The organism is Vibrio splendidus, from assembly GCF_001557875.1.
GTDB lineage: Bacteria > Pseudomonadota > Gammaproteobacteria > Enterobacterales > Vibrionaceae > Vibrio > Vibrio splendidus_F.
Genome location: NZ_LNRF01000001.1, coordinates 1,771,524 through 1,789,892 on the forward strand (window position 1 = coordinate 1,771,524; position 18,369 = coordinate 1,789,892).

Consider the following 18,369-nt stretch of genomic DNA (forward strand, 5'->3'; position numbering starts at 1 on the left):
TGGTCTTTAACACTGGAACTTTAAAACCTCTCGATTGAGAGGTTTTTCATTAATGTGGACAACGAAAACAGTGTCACTAGAGCACACCTTCAATTTGCAGAGTAACCTAATATAACGATTAATCTAGCGTAAAAGAGAAAAGTGATATTTAATAACTATTTACGATGCGCATTCAAGAAGGATTAATTATGTCGTCTATCATCGTAGGTCATCGAGGTGTAGCAGGTACTCACCCAGAAAATACCAAAGCAAGCATTGAACAAGCCGCTAAACTCGGCTTGAAATGGATCGAAGTAGATATTCAGCCAACTCAGGATGATCAACTTGTGGTTTGTCACGACCACACCCTTGAGCGCTGCAGCGATGGCAAGGGTCGTGTCGACGAGCATACTCTTGCAGAGCTGCGTCAGCTTGATTTTGGAAGTTGGAAGTCTGAACAGTTCGCGGGAGAAAAAATACTAACGTTGGAAGAGTTACTTGCACTTGTTGAGCGACATGATCTCAGCGTCAACCTCGAAATCAAAGTCGACAGCCGACATCAAGCTCCTCATGTCGTTGATTTACTGCACGAAGAGTTGATTCGCTCAAATTTGGACACCGATAAAGTCTTACTATCGAGCTTCAGCCATCAAGTGGTTGCTGAAATGGCTCGCCACTTACCGAGATACCGCGTCGGTGTGATCACAGAGCAACTGACTCAAGCTGATCTTATGCTCATTAATGAGGTTAAAGCATTCAGTTGCCACATGAACTATGAGCATGTAAATCAGAGCGATCTCGATACGCTCAGTGAAGCAAACATTCAAACATGGTGCTACACCGTCAACGATCCATCTCACTTCAAACTCATCTCAGAAGTCGATGCCGTATTCACTGATTTTCCGAATCAATTTAGCGCTATAAATTGAGCACGCGAATACTGCAAAAACAGCCTCGAGAGACTTTAAAATTAACTCTCGGGAAACCTTAAAATTAGGTAGCAAACACAAGTGAGTAGGAGTACATTCCGCTACTCACTTGGTTTCATTAGCTCGCTCTATTTAGACAGCTTCATTGGTTACTTAATTTATGGATCTCATTTTTAGTCCAATCTTCCCAATTTTGGGCGCAATCTTCATTTTCGCCGCTATTGTTCGTGGCTTCTCAGGTTTCGGTTTCACTTTAGTGGCATTGCCATTGAGTGCGTTATTCGTGCCCGTTATCGAACTGGTTCCTGTTTTCATGCTTATCGACCTATTGGGCAATATCCAATTGCTACCGAAGGTTCGAAAACACGTCAATTGGCGCTGGGTTTCAAAGGTGTTTATCCCTTGTCTAGCCTTCACTCCGGTCGGCTTACTTCTGCTCAAGTCTGTTAGCCAAGATACAATAATTTTGATCATTAGTGCCTTCATTTTTGCGTCTGCACTTATGATCTACAAAGGGTTCCAGTACAAAAGTGAACCTAGATTTGCTCCCTATATTCTGGGCAGTCTTGCAGGAGTAATGAACGGCGCGGCTTCAATGTCAGGGCCTCCGATTGGCACGCATGCATTGGCAAGCCCAGTCGCACCCCACATTGCCAGAGCAGGCCTGATTGCGTTCTTTGTGTTGGCAGATTCCAGTGCGTTTGTATCGGCATCTATCGCGGGGTTAGTCGACCGTGATGTGGTCTGGCTTACTCTAGCACTCCTACCAAGTAGCATGTTTGGCGGCTATGTCGGTTCTAAACTGTTCGAGAGATTTGGCGGAGCGAAGTTCAAACCAGTTACCATTGCCCTGCTCATCGTGATTGCGATATTCAGTGCAGGTCGAGTCTTACTGTAACTGGCTCTAGCGGTGCTGTTCAGGAAAATTGGGTACCGATACCTACCATTCGATATGGATAGGGGTACCCATTTTTACAAGTTGGAGAAATTCATCCATATCTTGATTGGTTAATGCGATACAGCCATCCGTCCAATCAAAGCTTTGAATAAAACTAGGCGAACGACGCTCACCATTTTTGATACCGTGGATCTTAATGTTCCCTCCAGGATCAACATCATTTTGCTCTGCCCATTGCATATCTGAAGGTTGCGGATAGTTAATATGTACTGAGCGATAAAAGTCCGACTCTTCCATAACATAATCGAGCTGGTATGTACCTTCCGGCGTTCGGTTGTCCCCTTCAAAGCGTTTATGCCCTTTCGGTTGTTTGCCTAGCGCAATACGAAACTCCTGAATCACCTTTTCGCCTTTAAGCAGATACATCCTACGTTTCGATTTATCGACTTTGACCAAGGTGACCACTTGCGACAACGAATCTACCTCAGAATCGATATCCGGTACGTTGTAAAACTGTCGAGAGGAACTTTGAGGCGAACGTTTAGATGAATCTTGAGATAGCTGAGCAACTTGTTCACCAGAATCACTTTTGAGAACATCATCCACAACAATCACATGTTTGGAGTTTGAGCTCACTGAAGAGGTTGAGTTAGAAGAAGACGTTGAGACTCGTTGGGAATGAGCCGGTGCCGACTCGAATACGATGGTTTCGATAGCCGTCGCGTCAGATACGATCTTTTCAACGACAACCTTCTCAGCGTATACACTCGAAGTCACAAACAGTAAACACAGTGATAAAGACCAAAACAGATGCACCGTTAGAGCTCCTCAAAACGCATAGACATGGTTCGTGACTGGGTTTCCATCCCCAACGACTCATAAAAACCCTGAGCTTGCTGATTAAACTCCATCACTTCCAATCGAAGTTCGATCGCGCCACTCGCTTGCGCCCATTGATTGAATGACTTCATTAATGCTCTACCGACACCTTGGCTCTGAGTCTGAGCATTCACCACAATCGTGTTCACTCTTGCCACCTTGTGAGACTGAATGAAACTGACGCCTTTGTTCTGCGTTACCTTCCCCGCTAAAAAGCCGATCACCTGCCGATCATCAACAGCAACCAGGAAAGCACCAACCGGATCAAGCATTAAGCCTAACCAATACTCTTCACTATCGGCCCGGCTCTGTGAAACTGGTGCAAACACCATAGGCGCACCTAGATGATGTTGACGGTTTATCTGCTCAGAGAGCTCCAAGATCGAGCTAATATCAGTTACCTTAGCGGTCCGGATTTGCATAGTATTACCTTATTTGAATTCCATAACACCTTAGCAAAAATGGCTTAGTTGTGCACCGTTACACTGGTCAACTCAGACACTCAATGAAGGCTGATTATTAATATTAGGCACTAAGTTTAGGGAAGTTGTTCCGCAAATCTCAGGCACATTACCAACCTTTGAGTGCTACTATCGCTGCAGAATCAATACACTAACGACTGGATACCTCTATGATTAAGTTTGCTGTAATTGGAACCAATTGGATTACACAAAAGTTTGTTCAAGCTGCTCACGGATCTCAATCGATGCAACTTGCTGCGGTTTACTCTCGAAATCTAGACAGCGCAGCACAGTTCGCGCAAGAATTTGGCGTTGAAACCACTTACGACTCACTCGATGCATTAGCCAATGACAGCGCGGTCGAAGCTGTATACATTGCCTCACCAAATTCTCTGCATTGTGAGCAATCTATCTTGATGATGGAACACGGCAAACACGTTATCTGTGAAAAGCCGGTTGCATCAAACATTGATGAAGCAACACGCATGTTCGAAGTCGCTGAGAAAAACGGTGTGGTGTTGTTCGAGGCGTATAAATCTCAATTCCTGCCAAACTTTAAGCAAGTCCAACTCGGCCTAGAAAAGATTGGCAAGGTACATAAAGCGCACATCAACTACTGCCAATATTCGTCGCGTTACCAGAAATATCTTAACGGCGAGAACCCAAACACTTTCAACCCTTCTTTCTCTAACGGCTCATTGGTCGATATTGGCTTCTACTGCGTAGCTGCGACTGTCGCTCTGTTTGGTGAACCTAAACATGCACAAGCTTCTGCAAAGCTGCTTGAATCAGGTGTGGATGCGCATGGCTGCGCGATCTTCCAATACCCTGAGTTTGACGTGACCCTTGCTCACTCCAAAGTCAGCGACTCTTATGCGCCAAGTGAAATCCAAGGTGAACTAGGGGCGATCATCATCGATCACATCGCTGAGTGCACCGATGTTAAGATCTACTACCGCAATGGTACTGTAGAGAGCCTCACCCAAGCACAGAGCGAGAACTCTATGAGTTACGAGGCCCAAACCTTTGCAAACTGTATTGCCGGTGACAAAAACACACAAGCTCAAGCCCAACTGCGTGCTTTAACCGTTGCCAAGTTAATTACGGAGATGCGTCAGCAAGTTGGTGTCGTTTATCCTGCCGATAAATAACATCACAGTTAAGTTAACCATATGATTTTTAACAAAGACTGATTTATGCATAACTAAATTTAATCTTTACGACAAACAACTGGATTAGTCGATTGAGGGGCCATCTGTTTAAATCCGCGTTCGATATCTATCGTATTAATTTAATTTATTGAAGGTGTGTAAAGTGTTTTCAGTTGATGATCGCGTTGTAGCAACAAAAGGTGTTGAGCTAGGTGAAATGGTAGTAATTGGCCTAAGTGCTGGTGGCGGCTACGTTCACGTTACAACAGTAGAAGGCGCTATAATGACGCTTACTTACCCTGCAAAAGACCTTAAAAAAGCATAGTTTAACCGCTCCGCTCTTTTAGTAGTCACTCTGCTAAAGGTAACAAAATTGAGGCCTTGGCTGATTTCACTCTTCTGCATTAGAGTGAACAGCCAGGGCCTTTTTTATGCCTGCAATTCCTTACCAGCCTTCCCATTAGTTTACTCGTTACAGTAAAACCGAACCCTACAGACCCTAAAATGAATCAAAGAGTATTTACGCTAAGTACTTATTGTCTGTTGATAGCCTACGGTTTATAGATGCTTAGTGTTTATTGACGCTTAGTATTCGTAAGACTCTCTGGTATATTAGTATCATCTTATATTTATAATAACCTGAACTAAGGGAAGCTATGAAGCTTTACATATACGACCACTGCCCTTTCTGTGCAAGAGTAGCCTACATTGCTCAATCACTACGCTTGAACATCGAGCTTGTTTCTGTGAATTATGATGATGCCCAAACCCTTATCGATTTAATCGGTAAAAAGATGGTGCCAGTCTTACAAAAAAGCGACGGTTCTATCATGGCAGAAAGCCTAGACATCATTGCTTATTTCATGGATTTAAAATCAAGTGACGAGCGACGTGAGCCATCTGAACAAGCTATGCTTTTCCAAAGCCGTGCTTTCCCTCTTACTCAACAGATCGGACGCCCACGTTGGTGGAATCTCGACTTGGCTGAATATCGCTCTGCAGGAAGTAAAGAAGCTTGGCGTGCCAGTAAAGAGACCGAAGGTTTCAACTTTGAAGAGCTCTTAGAAAAGACCCCCCAGTTCGTTCAACTGATTAATCCATTACTGAAAGATGCCGAGCTTTTGCTTGCTCTAGAGAATGGTGAGTCATCGTTGCCTTTGATTGATCAAGCCCTCTATTTCTCGATGCTTCGCGGTTTCTACGCAGAGGCATCGATTGAGTGGCCAAGTGACTTGAACCGCTGGATGGAAACAAAAAGCAAACAACTTGATATCAGTTTGCTGCGCTAGACTTGTTTACTGCATAGAGCGTTTACCGAGCTAAGTTTGCTTACTGAACTATGTTTATTTACTGAACTATAACTACTTATTGGACTATAGCTATTTACTGGATTATGGCTATTTAAGGCACAAAAAAACACGTACTATATTCAAACTAGAAACAGCCTCGATACAAACATGTATCGAGGCTGTTTCTAGTTTGGAATGCTACTTTGGGTTCAAATAGTAGCGAAATAGAGTCTCTCTATCTCGGTAAATGAAGGTTCGATACTTGACCAACAGTTATCGTTTAGCCCGTCGCGCTATTTTCTCAGCTGACATTCTGTACTTTAAATTGGCCAACAATTTTCTGAAGTTGCTCCGACAAACTCACTAACTCTTTACTCGATTCAACCGTTTGTTCAGCCCCGATAACGCTCTCTTTGGTAATCCGGTTAACGTTCACCACATTCTGGTTGATCTGCTCAACCGTGACACTTTGCTCTTCAGATGCACTGGCGCTCTGCGTACTCATATCAGAGATATTGTTAATTGAATGAGTAATCACATCAAAAGCTTGTCCTGATTTCTCTGCATTCACAACACTCTTCTTCGCAATATCACTGCTTTTCTGCATGCTATTCACTACATCTTGAGTACCAAGCTGTAAACGCTCAATTAGACCTTGAATTTCAGAAGTCGAATCTTGTGTTCGTTGAGCAAGGCTTCGAACTTCATCGGCTACAACGGCAAAGCCTTTTCCTTGCTCACCCGCTCGTGCAGCCTCAATAGCCGCATTCAATGCAAGTAAATTAGTTTGAGCGGCAATATCTAATATCACATCAAGAATGCCACCAATATTAGTCGCTTCTCGGGAAAGATCATCAAGTCGCTCCATCGTACTTGCAATTTCAGACTCTAGAGCGTTAATGCTCGTTGTTGTCTCTTGTACGACGGTCAAACCTTGCATCGCTTCATCACTCGCTTCATTTGCAGATTGAGCAGTATCCACGGCGTTTCTCGCGACTTCTTGAACGGATATAGACATCTGATTCATCGCAACAGCGACTTGATCTGTCATCAACATCTGCTCATTCGCACCGTTATTCGTACTAACCGTAATATTAGTTAGCTGGCTCGATGAGCTGCTCAACCGCTCACTTGCTACCATCATGTTACTAATGATGGTTTTCAAACTGTCTGCGGTTGCTTTCAACGAATTGGTTAGCTCTCCAATTTCATTTTTGGCACCTTTTTCAATATTTACCGTCAAATCCCCTTTCGCTAATTGTTTAGCGATACTAATAACGTAGTTGATCTGTGAAGTGATACTTCGAGAAATGAAAGCACCGAAGCCAAAACAGAAAACAATTGAAGAGGCTCCACCAACTGCGAGTGCCATAAGTGCCAAGTCAGAGGCTGAATTTGCTGCCTCTTTTCTTTCGACCATAAGCACTTGCTCGACGTTAATAATTTCAGCAACTTTATTACGCAAGCCATCCATATATTGTTTACCCTGCTTTTGAGCAAGCTTTGTGTAAAGGTCGTCAATGGAGCTAAAGCGGTTGGATTCACGTACTAATGCAATCGCGGTTGATGCGTAATCATCAATCCAAGATTGAATATCGCGCGATAATTGACTGTCTCCCATCGAAGCTAACTGCTTATCTACCTTCGATTTCCCTTCGTGATAAGGCTCTAAAAAAGCTTCTTCGCGATTTAGCATAAAACCACGTAAACCAGTTTCCATATTCACCATGTTGTTGATAAGAGCCTCGCCATTAAGGTAGCGCCCTGTAGCAATTTCAGCTCGTAGGTTATCCATCTTCTCTTTACCAATACCACTCGCGATCAGTGTTTTGAGTTCATTCACGTATGCTTCCCCGTCATGAATGCTCTTACGTAAAACAATGACCTCTTGAGCATATGCCTGCCATTCCGCCGCCATTCGATTAACTTCATCAAATCGTTGCTGTTGAGCTGGGTTATCACTGGTTAGGTTCTTTACGGTAGATAAGCTTTGCTCAAAGGCTTGCTTACCTGCATGGTAAGGTTCTAGATATTCTTCCTGACCTCCAATCGCATAACCTCGTAAGCCAGTCTCTTGATCCACCATCGAATTAACTAGGTGGTTCGATTGATCAATCACCTGGTAGGTATGCGTAACCATTGCATCGGTACTATTCAAAGTTTTAATTGAGTTCCACACGACAACGCACAGCGTAACTAAAATGCTGACCGTGATGACATTACCGAAAAGTAATCTACTACGGATGGTAAGCTCTGATATCTTCATAAACTGTTTTCCCTAACCTGTTGATGAACTGACGTATGTATTTGTAATAATTGTGGGTTATGTAGTTAACCGTTCCTTAAACAATAGGTATACATCCAACAAATAGGCAAAGAATTAAGTCACTTTTTTCATAAGTGTTGTAGGAGAAAGATCTGACAATGAGAGAGGAAGATAGGGTGTAGCGGATATGCTCACAGAAAAAGTGACCTCGTTGCTCTTTATGACAGACGCAACGAAATCACAATTTAGGTTTCATCAATAACACACTAAAGCAAACGACGTCGTAAGCCTGTTCGCTCTAGGATACGTGTCGAAATCTCTTCAACCGATAACGATGAGGTATTAATGTACGGCACAGCCTCTCTGCGGAACATCGCCTCTACCGTTTGCAATTCATACAAACATTGTGAGTCACTAGCGTATTCGCTGCCTGCTAAGCGGTTCTCACGAATTTCAGTGAGCCTTTCTGCATCAATGGTTAAACCAAACAACTTGTGTCGATAGATCTCAAATTCGGGTAACAACTTTAAGCGCGCTAAGTCATCGTGGATAAATGGGTAGTTTGCTACGCGTAAGCCAAACTGCATCGCCATATACAAGCTTGTTGGTGTCTTACCGCTTCGAGATACACCCAACAAGATGATGTCGGCTTCTTCGAGCCCTTTTAGCGTGATGCCATCATCGTGCGCGAGCGTGTACTCAATCGCCGCAATACGGTCGAAATACTTAACCGAATCTTTGTTCACACTGCGTGAACGTTGCAGTTTAGGCACCGGAGCCATTTGAATATCATCCTGGACCTTCTGAACGATACTCTCCAGCACGTCATAACAGTGCGCAGGCGCTTCAAGCAATTTGGATTTGATATCAGGAATCACGATCGAAAAGAACACGAGCGGTTCTAATCCATTATCACGATACGAAATTTCAATCTCTTTTAATAAATCAGAAAGTTTGTCCTCACTTTCCACAAACGGAAAGGTTTTTTCATTGGCTTTAAAAGGGAATTGACCTAGAACAACATGCCCTAAAGTCTCACATGTTATGGCCGTTCCATCAGAAACATAGAATACATCACGACTTTGGATATCAATTTGCATTTTTTATTTAATGTTTAAAATTATTTTGAGTAGGATGGGAACCATAATATATATAACGAAACCCTGCTGACTATTACGTCCCCCACAGCTTTGAAAAATAATTTACATTTTTTTAAACTGATACGTAATCGTTTGCCTTTAAATCCCTACAATGCTTGCTATGTTTCTGGAGAAATAAATGCAAAATAATACCCTATGGTTCAATGGCCTATCCATGGAAGATGTCGACAAAGTCGGCGGTAAGAACGCCTCACTGGGCGAGATGGTTTCTAACCTGTCCAATGCTGGTGTTTCTGTACCTAATGGTTTTGCTACCACCTCTTATGCGTTTAACGACTTTCTTGATTACAAAGGTCTTGATGAGCGCATTCACCAACTACTTGATGAACTTGATGTTGAAGATGTTGACGCACTGCGTAAGACAGGTGCAACGATTCGACAATGGGTTCTAGATGCACCATTCCCAGAATCACTAGAGCAAGACATCCGTGATAACTACCGTGAGCTAATTGAAGACAACGAAGAATTGTCTGTAGCGGTTCGTTCATCGGCAACGGCAGAAGATCTTCCAGATGCTTCTTTCGCAGGCCAGCAAGAGACCTTCCTTAACGTGAAAGGTATCGATGCGGTACTCGAAGCAACCAAGCACGTATACGCTTCACTGTTTAACGACCGCGCTATCTCTTACCGTGTACACCAAGGCTTTGACCACCGTGGCATTTCACTGTCTGCAGGTATCCAGCGCATGGTTCGTTCAGACAAAGCCTCTTCAGGCGTGATGTTTACGCTTGATACTGAGTCTGGCTTCGACCAAGTAGTGTTCATCACTTCTTCTTGGGGCTTGGGTGAAATGGTTGTACAAGGCGCTGTGAACCCAGACGAGTTCTACGTTCACAAGCCAATGTTAGAAGCGGGTCACTACCCAATCGTTAAGAAGACGTTTGGTTCTAAGTTGATCAAGATGATCTACTCAACCAACCAAGAGATCGGCAAGCAAGTAGATATCATCGACACAGATACGCAAGAACGTAATGAATTCTCACTGAACGATGAAGAGATCAAAGAGCTAGCAAAACAAGCGATGATCATCGAGAAGCACTACCAACGTCCGATGGACATTGAGTGGGCGAAAGATGGCATCGACGGCAAGCTTTACATCGTTCAAGCTCGCCCAGAGACTGTATGTTCTCAAAGCGACCAAAACGTTATCGAGCGTTACGAGCTAAACAACAAGGCTGATGTCTTAGTTGAAGGCCGTGCTATCGGTCAACGTATCGGTTCTGGCCCTGTTCGTTTGGTTGACTCACTGGACCAAATGTCACTGGTTCAAGAAGGCGATGTTCTAGTAACAGACATGACAGACCCAGACTGGGAACCTGTAATGAAGAAAGCCTCTGCGATTGTCACTAACCGTGGCGGCCGTACTTGTCACGCAGCAATCATCGCTCGTGAGCTCGGTATTCCTGCAATCGTTGGCTGTGGTACAGCGACAAGCAACCTAAACGACGGTGACACCGTGACAGTGTCATGTTCTGAAGGTGAAACTGGCTACGTTTACCAAGGTGAACTCGACTTCGAGATCAAACGTTCTGAAGTTGATGAGCTACCAATGCTGCCAACCAAAGTAATGATGAACGTGGGTAACCCAGATCGTGCCTTCGATTTCGCGCAGGTTCCAAACGAAGGTGTTGGCCTTGCTCGTTTAGAGTTCATCATCAACAAGATGATCGGTATTCACCCTAAAGCCCTATTGAACTTCGACGCACAGTCTGACGAGCTAAAAGCAGAAATCAGCGAACGTATTCGCGGCTACAAAGATCCAATCGACTTCTACGTAAGCAAACTGACAGAAGGCATCGCGACTATCGCATCTGCATTCTGGCCTAAGCGTGTCATCGTGCGTATGTCTGACTTTAAGTCGAACGAGTACAGCAACCTAGTCGGCGGCAAAACGTTTGAACCACATGAAGAGAACCCAATGCTGGGCTTCCGTGGCGCTTCTCGTTACATTTCTCCAGTATTCGAAGATTGCTTTGAGCTAGAAACTCAAGCGATCAAACGTGTTCGCAACGAAATGGGTCTTAAGAACGTTGAAATCATGATTCCATTCGTTCGCACGCCAAGTGAAGCAGCTTCGGTTATCGACATTCTGGCTAAGTTTGACCTTCGCCGTGGCGACCAAGGCCTGAAAGTCATCATGATGTGTGAGCTACCATCGAATGCAATCTTGGCTGATGAGTTCTTGAAGTACTTCGACGGATTCTCTATCGGTTCAAACGACATGACGCAACTGACGCTTGGTCTAGACCGAGATTCAGGTGACGTTGCACACCTCTTCGATGAGCGTAACCCAGCCGTAAAAGCGATGCTGAAAATGGCGATCGATGCGGCAACCAAAGCGGGTAAATACGTGGGCATTTGTGGTCAAGGCCCATCTGACCATGATGACCTAGCGGAGTGGTTAATGGAACAAGGCATCAGCTCTGTATCCCTAAACCCAGATACGGTCATCGATACATGGTTGAAACTAGGCAACGTTGCTAGCAAGTAACCTTCTCTAATCGAGAAACGAACAAAGCCAGTCATTACGACTGGCTTTTATTTTTTACTACTCTAGTAAGGCTCTGGCATTGTCACCTTGTTCGTAGATATACAAGCTAACACGAGACAGTATGGTTATCTCTTCCATGCTCACTTGAAGTGAGTTCTGCCCTCTTCCTAGATTCGCTCTTAAGCGGTCAACGAGTTGTTGAACTGCCTGCAAATCATCTCTCGCTTTAGGTACACGAGTATTCATAAAGGTGAACCACTTTTCACTCATGTTACGGCTTATCTTGGCAAGGACTTCGCTGTTGGTAATCGTAAATGCTTTATCAAGATTACCTCCGTCGCGAAGGATGTCATAGATGATGTGACCGTTCTTCTTCGCCACCATCATGTTCTTGGTATTGAGCTGCAATTCACCAATGTGTCCATTAGCCATTTTTAAGAAGAACTTAATGTCTTTGTAGCCAGCGTCAGTTGCACCACAGTTGAACTTAGCATTGTCACCTTGGCTGGTACCGTAACGATCTTTCATCGCAGACTGATGGTGTTTTAGCTCAATAAACTCTTTAGTTAAGATGATCATCGCCTTAGCTACAATCATGTCGTCCATATTCTCGAACACGATGGTCATACGCGCGGCATCTTTGAGATCGCCAATATCGTAGTGACGTTTTCGATTAGTGATCTTATCTAGCGCCCCATGGAAATCTTTTACGCCTAAATAAGCACCGGGAGGCTGTTTTAGTGTGCCGTTACATACTGAAGCGACTTTAACGGCAAACTCTCTGAGCGCTTCTTGCGCTTCGACCGTTTCCATGAACATCATAAAAAGCTGCTTTTTTTTGAGCGTAGCATTTGCGACCTGATTTCGAGAACCAAAGTCTAGGTTGCCGTTTGCTAATTTCTGACTCGATGATTCATCCAAGTAATTATGGATCTTCTCTTTCTGCGTCATGATGTCGAGAATGACCTGATCTTGCTGCTTATTAGCCGCATTCAGGTAATCGAAGTTTTCGACCTTCTGTTTCAGAGCTTGTAACTTCTGTTGGTAGTCTTTGACGTTAACCAAGCGAAAGCCCTGAGACATAATCCCTTGCTGGTTTATCTTCGCTAGAACCTTAGCCTTATTCTTTCTAACTTGTTCTTGGCTGATCTGAATTTCTTCTGTCCCTGGCATATTTTGGCTCCCTCTCCAATATGCATTTAAAAACCGGCTTGCTGACTCGCAATTCCTTTTCTCTCCAACGATATTAGTTTAAGGGTTTGATAATTACATTAGCCAACTCCGATAAGTCTATAAAATAAATAAGGTTTGAGAGGTGCTTCCATTAAGTCACAGTGCAGAATGCACCAAGCCTACTGAAGACAAGCAAAGGCAATATGTTTAGATCGGGTAACATTTATTGGTATCGAGCTGGCGTTACGTTATGCTTTACGCAATTCTTCATTGAGAAAATTGTCACCACGACAAACCTACCTTCAAGACTAATATGAGCGTTATGAATTCTACGACCGCAACTCCCTCGCCTTCTCTTGGCCGACAACTCTATACAATGACATGGCCAATGCTGTTTGGGGTGCTTTCCCTGATGAGCTTCCAGCTAGTAGACAGTGCTTTTATTGGCCAGCTAGGCGTTCTACCACTGGCGGTTCAAGGTTTCACGCTGCCAATTCAGATGATCATCATTGGTATTCAGGTCGGGCTAGGCATCGCGACAACGGCTGTGATTGCGAGAGCGATTGGCGCCAACGAGATACGCTACGCCAAACAGCTCGGTGGGTTAGTAGTTGCGATGGGCAGTGTGAGTGTCGCGTTGTTCTCAGTCATCATCTATCTGCTTCGCGATCCTATTTTACAACTCCTCGATGCACCACCGACGGTACTACCGATCATTGACTCTTACTGGATCTATTGGCTGGTAAGCTCTTGGACAGGTGCTCTGCTCTACTTTTTCTACAGTGTGTGTCGTGCTAATGGCAATACTATGCTGCCCGGTTCAATGATGATCGCCACCAGCATCATCAACTTGATATTAGACCCGATCTTCATCTTTACGCTCGACATGGGCATCAATGGTGCCGCGATTGCGACCATCTTGGCGTTCGGTGCGGGTATCTTTATCGTTGCTCCTAAGGTGACTAAGAAGCATTGGATGACATTCGACTGGCACGACCTTGATATTAGAAAAAGTGTTCGCTCCATCGGTAACATCATGGGGCCTGCGATGATCAGCCAACTGCTGCCACCAGTCTCTTCGATGCTCGCGACCAAACTGCTTGCAGGCTACGGTACAGCAGCCGTTGCAGCTTGGGCGCTAGGTTCACGTTTTGAATTCTTTTCGATTGTCTCCGTGCTAGCACTAACGATGTCGATGCCACCAATGATTGGCCGAATGTTGGGAGAGAAGAACCTTGGGAACATACGCAAGCTCGTCAAGATTGCCGTGATGTTCGTATTAGGGTTCCAATTGGTGATTGCACTGGTGACATGGCTGTTCTCCGGCGGGCTGGCAAATCTCATGACCAGCGAAGACGAAGTGTCGACCATTTTGAACTACCACTTGCTTATCGTTCCTATTAGTTTAGGGCCTTTGGGTATCTGTATGCTGATGGTTTCTATCTCTAATGCACTTGGTAAGTCTTATACTGCCTTGACGATTTCAGCGCTGCGCCTGTTCGCCTTCTTCCTGCCTTGCTTGTGGGTTGGCTCTCAACTTGCTGGTATTGAGGGCCTATTCTGGGGCGCTATGGTAGGTAATGTGCTTGCCGGAACATGTGCATGGTTTATGTATCAACGCGCACTTGGGCAAGTCGAAGCCAAGCTTAATATTGCGACCTAATATTTAAGCGTTGATTTAAACCAGAAGCAAACAAGTAAATACATACTAAAAAGCAGCCGCTGAGGCTGCTTTTTTCGTTTAGTGGATTAGCGAGACTCGATTCAAGATTGCTCAAAGTGACTCAGAAATTCGCCACAATCTTTCTGAAACAATGGCAATGCTTCTGCCAGCTTTTCATCATCCCAATGCCACCATTGAAGGCTTTCTAGTCGCTCAGCATAGCTAAGTTCATCAAAGCGAGGACGCAATACCTTGGCAGGGTTACCAACCACAATTGAGTATGGCGGCACGTCTTTCGTCACCACGCTGCCCGCGCCAACGATCGAGCCATTGCCAATCGTAATACCCGGCAGAACAATCACGCCATGACCAATCCACACATCGTGTCCAACATGCACTTTGTCTTCTTCGCGCCACGAAAACACCTCATCATCCAGTGATGACGGATCACCACCTAGCCGATACTTGCCCGGGCGATAAGTAAAGTGATGCAGCGTTGGACGCCACCACGGGTGATTGCTCGGATTCAGGCGAACCGACGCGGCTATTGATGTGAATTTACCTATTTCGGTAAACATCAGATTACAGTCATTTTGTATGTAGCTGTAGTCTCCGACTTGCACGTTGTTTAACACGCAACGGTCGGCGATTTCAGTCCAACGCCCTAGCTCAACGTTATGTAGCTTACTGCTTTCAGCAACGCTAGGTTCGCTGCTTAAGGTTGGGGAAAGAGGTTGGCTCATAGGGTTATCTCCTCGCCATCGTTGAGAATACGCAATCGCAGGGAAAAGGCTTGGGGGTTTTGTTCTGCCCATCCAAGCATGTGGTGGCTAACATGAATCAGGCCAAGCTTTTTCGGACGACAGTTCTCATCAATACCAAGTATTTGGTGGAAGTCATTGTGATTGGAGCTCGCTCGAACTTGAGGGTTTTCAATCGGTGGGGAATTACAATCCGTAATTAGCCAATCAACGGGAAACTCTTTTAACCAACGCTCGGTTTGCTTTGGCAGCCCTACAGTGTCGGTTAGATAAGCCAAGCGCTTTCCAGCCAATTCAAAGCAATAACCAAGGCAAAGTTTAGAGTGATTGAGTGGTAAAGGTGTGACGGTGATTCCCTGCCAATCAAACGACTTAAACGCTTGAGCACGCGATGAAAAATCCAAGATACCTGGGTGTTTATAGAGATCATCACAACCAAGTGGATCATCAGGAGAAATCACTGAGATCTTATCGCCAGCGCCCCATCGAAGATCAAACAAACTATGAACATGATCCATGTGGTAATGCGTTAGTAAGATCTGGTCAATCGATCCTGCGGGGAATCGGCACATAAGATCAGGAGCATTGGCATCCAACAGTAGATACTTACCATTATGTTCAAGGAAAGCCGATGACTTTTCGCGCCTTAAGCTCGGATCTTCAAGGGCAGACACGCACACCGAACAGTCACAACCGTAAACAGGTACCATCGCGCTGTTGGCAGTGCCTAACATGGTCAACTTCATGCGACACCACCTGCTGGTTCTACGAGCCTTTCAGCTTGCTCTTTTAATCGTGCAAACTGCGCAATGCTCTGTTCAAGCGTGCCACTGTTATCGATACACAGTGTGTTATTTAGAGTGGATAGTGAGTCTAAACAATAGTCCGAAGCACGCTGCAGTCGAAGGGTAATCTCAGCTTCGCTTTCACGACCGCGAGCTTGCAAACGCGCTTCTAATACCTCTGGCTTAACGCTTACTACGACAGGCACCAGTTGTTCACCAAATAAATCTCTCGCAGCATTTAAATACGCACGCGAGCCATTAACCACGACACTCAAGCCCGCATTCATCCATTGATGAACCTCCTGCCCTATTCCATAGCTCATACCGTGAGCCTGCCAACTCATCGCAAACATATTGCGCGAGTAGCGAATAAAGAACTCATCATCACTAAGCTCGACATGGTTTTCGCCACCAGCATCGGCCGCACGCGTGATATAACGATGAGCAACCACTAAGTCTTTGACGAACTGCTCACGCAGGCCCGAGATAATCGAATCTTTCCCTGACCCAGAAGGACCAATTATGTAATAAAGCTGACCCGGTTTGTCAGCTTTAGGGGCAGCGTTCACCACCCTATTCACATCAAATGAGTAACCTTTAGACATGGATTAGAATACCTTTTTGCCTTCGCGCCACACACGAGACACCAGCTGATGGTCATCAACACGATGTGCAAGTAGCAAGTCGGCACGCTTACCTTCCGCGATGACACCACGGTCAGTTAAGCCAAGAGCTTGTGCAGGATTCAATGTCGCCAATTGCACCGCTTGTGCTACATCGAGGTTATTACGTTCATCGTGAACCAGTGTAAATACCGCGTCTAACAAGCTCACTGGGTAGTAATCAGAAGACAAGATATCCAACACGCCCAAAGACGCCAGTTCATGCGCAGCGACGTTACCCGAGTGTGAACCACCACGAATCACGTTCGGCGCCCCCATCATCACCTTCAAGCCCAGTTCGTGAGATCGCTGCGCTGCCTCAACCGTAGTTGGGAACTCTGCGATAACCATACCTAGCTCCTTAGATTCGGTCACATGGGCGCTGGTCGCATCATCATGGCTTGCTGTTGGAATCTTGAAATCACGGCACTGGCGAGTGATCTCATCACGATTCTGTTTCGACCAACGTTGTGATTGAGCCACTTGGTCTTTTTCGTACACCGCCATCTCAGCATCCGTCATGTTGTACTTACCCTGATAGTAAGTACGGTACTTATCAATGTTCACAAATTGACGCTGACCCGGAGCGTGATCCATCAAAGACACCAACTGGACTTCTGGCATATTCACGTAACGCTCAAACAAGCCAACAGTGGTCGAGTGCGGCACTTCACAACGCAAGTGAATACGGTGCTCGGCACGGGTTAAACCACGTTTCTGGCTTTCAGCGACGGTATTAATGAACTGGTCGAGGTTCTCTTGGCGATTGCCATCTCGGTAGTCACCCAAAGCAACCGCATCAAGCACCGTAGTGATGCCTGAACCAATCAGCTGTGTATCGTGTGCACTCATTGCAGAAAGCGGTGGCCAATTCACCTTTGGTCTTGGCGTGAAATACTTCTCTAGGTTGTCGGTATGCAGCTCAATCAAGCCCGGCATCAAAAAACCATTTTCACCATCAAAAGCACCTGGAAGCTGGCTAGTAGAGTCAGACATATTGGCAATCACGCCATCTCGTAGCTCTACGGAGCCACGTACCACTTCATTTTCAAGCACCAGATTTACGTTGGTAATAATCATTTGCGTCAGCTCCCTTTACGCACACGCTGTAGTGAGTTGTTTTGGTGAAATGTCTTGTTGTAGCTTCACGTCATACAGACGGTCAGCGACTAAATCTCGTGTTCCTTCGTCATGGAAGATACCGATGATTGCAGCACCGCCCGCTTTGGCTTCTTCAATCAAACTCACGACTACCGCACTGTTGGTTGCATCAAGCGAAGCCGTTGGCTCATCAAGCAGTAGGATTGGGTAATCAACAATAAAACCACGTGCGATGTTCACACGCTGCTGTTCACCACCTGAAAAGGTCGCAGGCGCTAAGTGCCACAAGTGTTCAGGTACATTTAAGCGAGTCAGCAGTAACCTAGCTCTCTCTTCTGCCTCTTGCGCGCAGCCACCCATTTCCAACATAGGTTGCATCACGACTTCCAGTGCACTGATACGTGGAATGACACGTAAGAACTGGCTCACCCAACCTATGGTGTGTTTACGTACGTTGATGATTTCTCTCGGTGTTGCTTTGGCAAGATCTAGCGTGTTGCCTTGGTGGACTACATTAATCGAGCCTGAATCCACCAAGTAGTTAGCATAGAGCGCACGAAGCAGCGTTGATTTACCCGAACCAGAGTGACCATGCAGAACTACACACTCGCCGCTGTTTACAGAAAAGTTCGCACCAGTGAGTACAGTCAGTTCAACGCCATTTTGGTTGTGCAGCACAAAGGTTTTGCTGACGTTGTTTACGGTTAGTTTGGTATTCATG

17 protein-coding genes are annotated in these 18,369 nt (G+C 45.3%); 7 read left to right on the forward strand and 10 right to left on the reverse strand.

The window, feature by feature from the left end:
• The first annotated feature begins 188 nt into the window (after positions 1-188).
• A complete protein-coding gene (locus tag ATB74_RS07520; RefSeq protein ID WP_060981689.1) occupies positions 189-908 on the forward strand; it encodes a glycerophosphodiester phosphodiesterase family protein in 720 nt (239 codons plus the stop codon).
• 160 nt (positions 909-1,068) lie between these two features.
• The gene (locus tag ATB74_RS07525; RefSeq protein WP_060981690.1) at positions 1,069-1,806 is read left to right on the forward strand and encodes a sulfite exporter TauE/SafE family protein; all 738 of its coding nucleotides are present in this window, start codon (positions 1,069-1,071) and stop codon (positions 1,804-1,806) included.
• 42 nt (positions 1,807-1,848) lie between these two features.
• Here ATB74_RS07525 and ATB74_RS07530 read toward each other — a convergent pair whose 3' ends face one another.
• Together ATB74_RS07530 and ATB74_RS07535 are read right to left on the reverse strand one after the other, a co-directional pair.
• Entirely contained in the window at positions 1,849-2,622 is a 774-nt protein-coding gene (locus tag ATB74_RS07530; protein WP_061017641.1) for a L,D-transpeptidase family protein, read from the reverse strand.
• Positions 2,623-2,624: 2 nt separating this feature from the next.
• Positions 2,625-3,107, reverse strand: a complete 483-nt coding sequence (locus ATB74_RS07535; protein WP_061017643.1) for a GNAT family N-acetyltransferase — start codon at positions 3,105-3,107, stop codon at positions 2,625-2,627.
• Between the two features lie 209 nt (positions 3,108-3,316).
• On the opposite strand from ATB74_RS07535, the gene ATB74_RS07540 reads away from it, so the two are divergent.
• The 3 genes from ATB74_RS07540 to grxB all read left to right on the forward strand — a co-directional run bounded on the left by ATB74_RS07540 (position 3,317) and on the right by grxB (position 5,586).
• Positions 3,317-4,297 carry a Gfo/Idh/MocA family protein gene (locus ATB74_RS07540; protein ID WP_061017645.1) on the forward strand — a complete coding sequence of 327 codons (981 nt, stop codon included), beginning with the start codon at positions 3,317-3,319 and terminating at the stop codon, positions 4,295-4,297.
• A gap of 163 nt (positions 4,298-4,460) precedes the next feature.
• Positions 4,461-4,622 carry a hypothetical protein gene (locus tag ATB74_RS24085; protein ID WP_009846296.1) on the forward strand — a complete coding sequence of 54 codons (162 nt, stop codon included), beginning with the start codon at positions 4,461-4,463 and terminating at the stop codon, positions 4,620-4,622.
• 331 nt (positions 4,623-4,953) lie between these two features.
• Entirely contained in the window at positions 4,954-5,586 is a 633-nt protein-coding gene (gene grxB / locus ATB74_RS07545) for a glutaredoxin 2 (RefSeq protein WP_061017647.1), read from the forward strand.
• Between the two features lie 301 nt (positions 5,587-5,887).
• Here the strand turns inward: grxB and ATB74_RS07550 are convergent, their stop codons facing one another.
• Both ATB74_RS07550 and ppsR read right to left on the reverse strand, forming a co-directional pair.
• Positions 5,888-7,852, reverse strand: a complete 1,965-nt coding sequence (locus ATB74_RS07550) for a CHASE3 domain-containing protein (RefSeq protein ID WP_061017649.1) — start codon at positions 7,850-7,852, stop codon at positions 5,888-5,890.
• A gap of 266 nt (positions 7,853-8,118) precedes the next feature.
• A complete protein-coding gene (ppsR, locus tag ATB74_RS07555) occupies positions 8,119-8,952 on the reverse strand; it encodes a posphoenolpyruvate synthetase regulatory kinase/phosphorylase PpsR (RefSeq protein ID WP_060981696.1) in 834 nt (277 codons plus the stop codon).
• 178 nt (positions 8,953-9,130) lie between these two features.
• On the opposite strand from ppsR, the gene ppsA reads away from it, so the two are divergent.
• Positions 9,131-11,503, forward strand: a complete 2,373-nt coding sequence (ppsA, locus tag ATB74_RS07560; RefSeq protein WP_061017651.1) for a phosphoenolpyruvate synthase — start codon at positions 9,131-9,133, stop codon at positions 11,501-11,503.
• A gap of 57 nt (positions 11,504-11,560) precedes the next feature.
• Here ppsA and ATB74_RS07565 read toward each other — a convergent pair whose 3' ends face one another.
• Positions 11,561-12,676: a hypothetical protein gene (locus ATB74_RS07565; protein ID WP_060981698.1), complete on the reverse strand. Its 1,116-nt coding sequence runs from the start codon at positions 12,674-12,676 to the stop codon at positions 11,561-11,563.
• A 322-nt stretch (positions 12,677-12,998) separates the two neighbouring features.
• Between ATB74_RS07565 and ATB74_RS07570 the strand changes: the two genes are divergently transcribed.
• Positions 12,999-14,339: an MATE family efflux transporter gene (locus ATB74_RS07570; protein WP_061017653.1), complete on the forward strand. Its 1,341-nt coding sequence runs from the start codon at positions 12,999-13,001 to the stop codon at positions 14,337-14,339.
• A gap of 101 nt (positions 14,340-14,440) precedes the next feature.
• Here the strand turns inward: ATB74_RS07570 and ATB74_RS07575 are convergent, their stop codons facing one another.
• Genes ATB74_RS07575 through phnL form a run of 5 tightly spaced genes read right to left on the reverse strand, consistent with a single transcriptional unit; the run spans position 14,441 to position 18,368 of the window.
• Positions 14,441-15,082, reverse strand: coding sequence for a DapH/DapD/GlmU-related protein (locus tag ATB74_RS07575; protein WP_061017656.1), 642 nt, complete (start codon positions 15,080-15,082; stop codon positions 14,441-14,443).
• On the reverse strand, positions 15,079-15,846 hold the full coding sequence (gene phnP, locus ATB74_RS07580) for a phosphonate metabolism protein PhnP (protein ID WP_061017657.1): 768 nt from the start codon (positions 15,844-15,846) through the stop codon (positions 15,079-15,081). Before phnP ends, ATB74_RS07575 begins: the two co-directional genes overlap by 4 nt.
• Positions 15,843-16,490: a ribose 1,5-bisphosphokinase gene (phnN, locus tag ATB74_RS07585; protein WP_081090080.1), complete on the reverse strand. Its 648-nt coding sequence runs from the start codon at positions 16,488-16,490 to the stop codon at positions 15,843-15,845. Before phnN ends, phnP begins: the two co-directional genes overlap by 4 nt.
• Before the next feature lie 3 nt (positions 16,491-16,493).
• Positions 16,494-17,627, reverse strand: a complete 1,134-nt coding sequence (gene phnM, locus ATB74_RS07590) for an alpha-D-ribose 1-methylphosphonate 5-triphosphate diphosphatase (protein WP_061017659.1) — start codon at positions 17,625-17,627, stop codon at positions 16,494-16,496.
• A 15-nt stretch (positions 17,628-17,642) separates the two neighbouring features.
• Positions 17,643-18,368, reverse strand: coding sequence for a phosphonate C-P lyase system protein PhnL (gene phnL / locus ATB74_RS07595; RefSeq protein ID WP_060981703.1), 726 nt, complete (start codon positions 18,366-18,368; stop codon positions 17,643-17,645).
• Position 18,369: the final 1 nt, after the last annotated feature.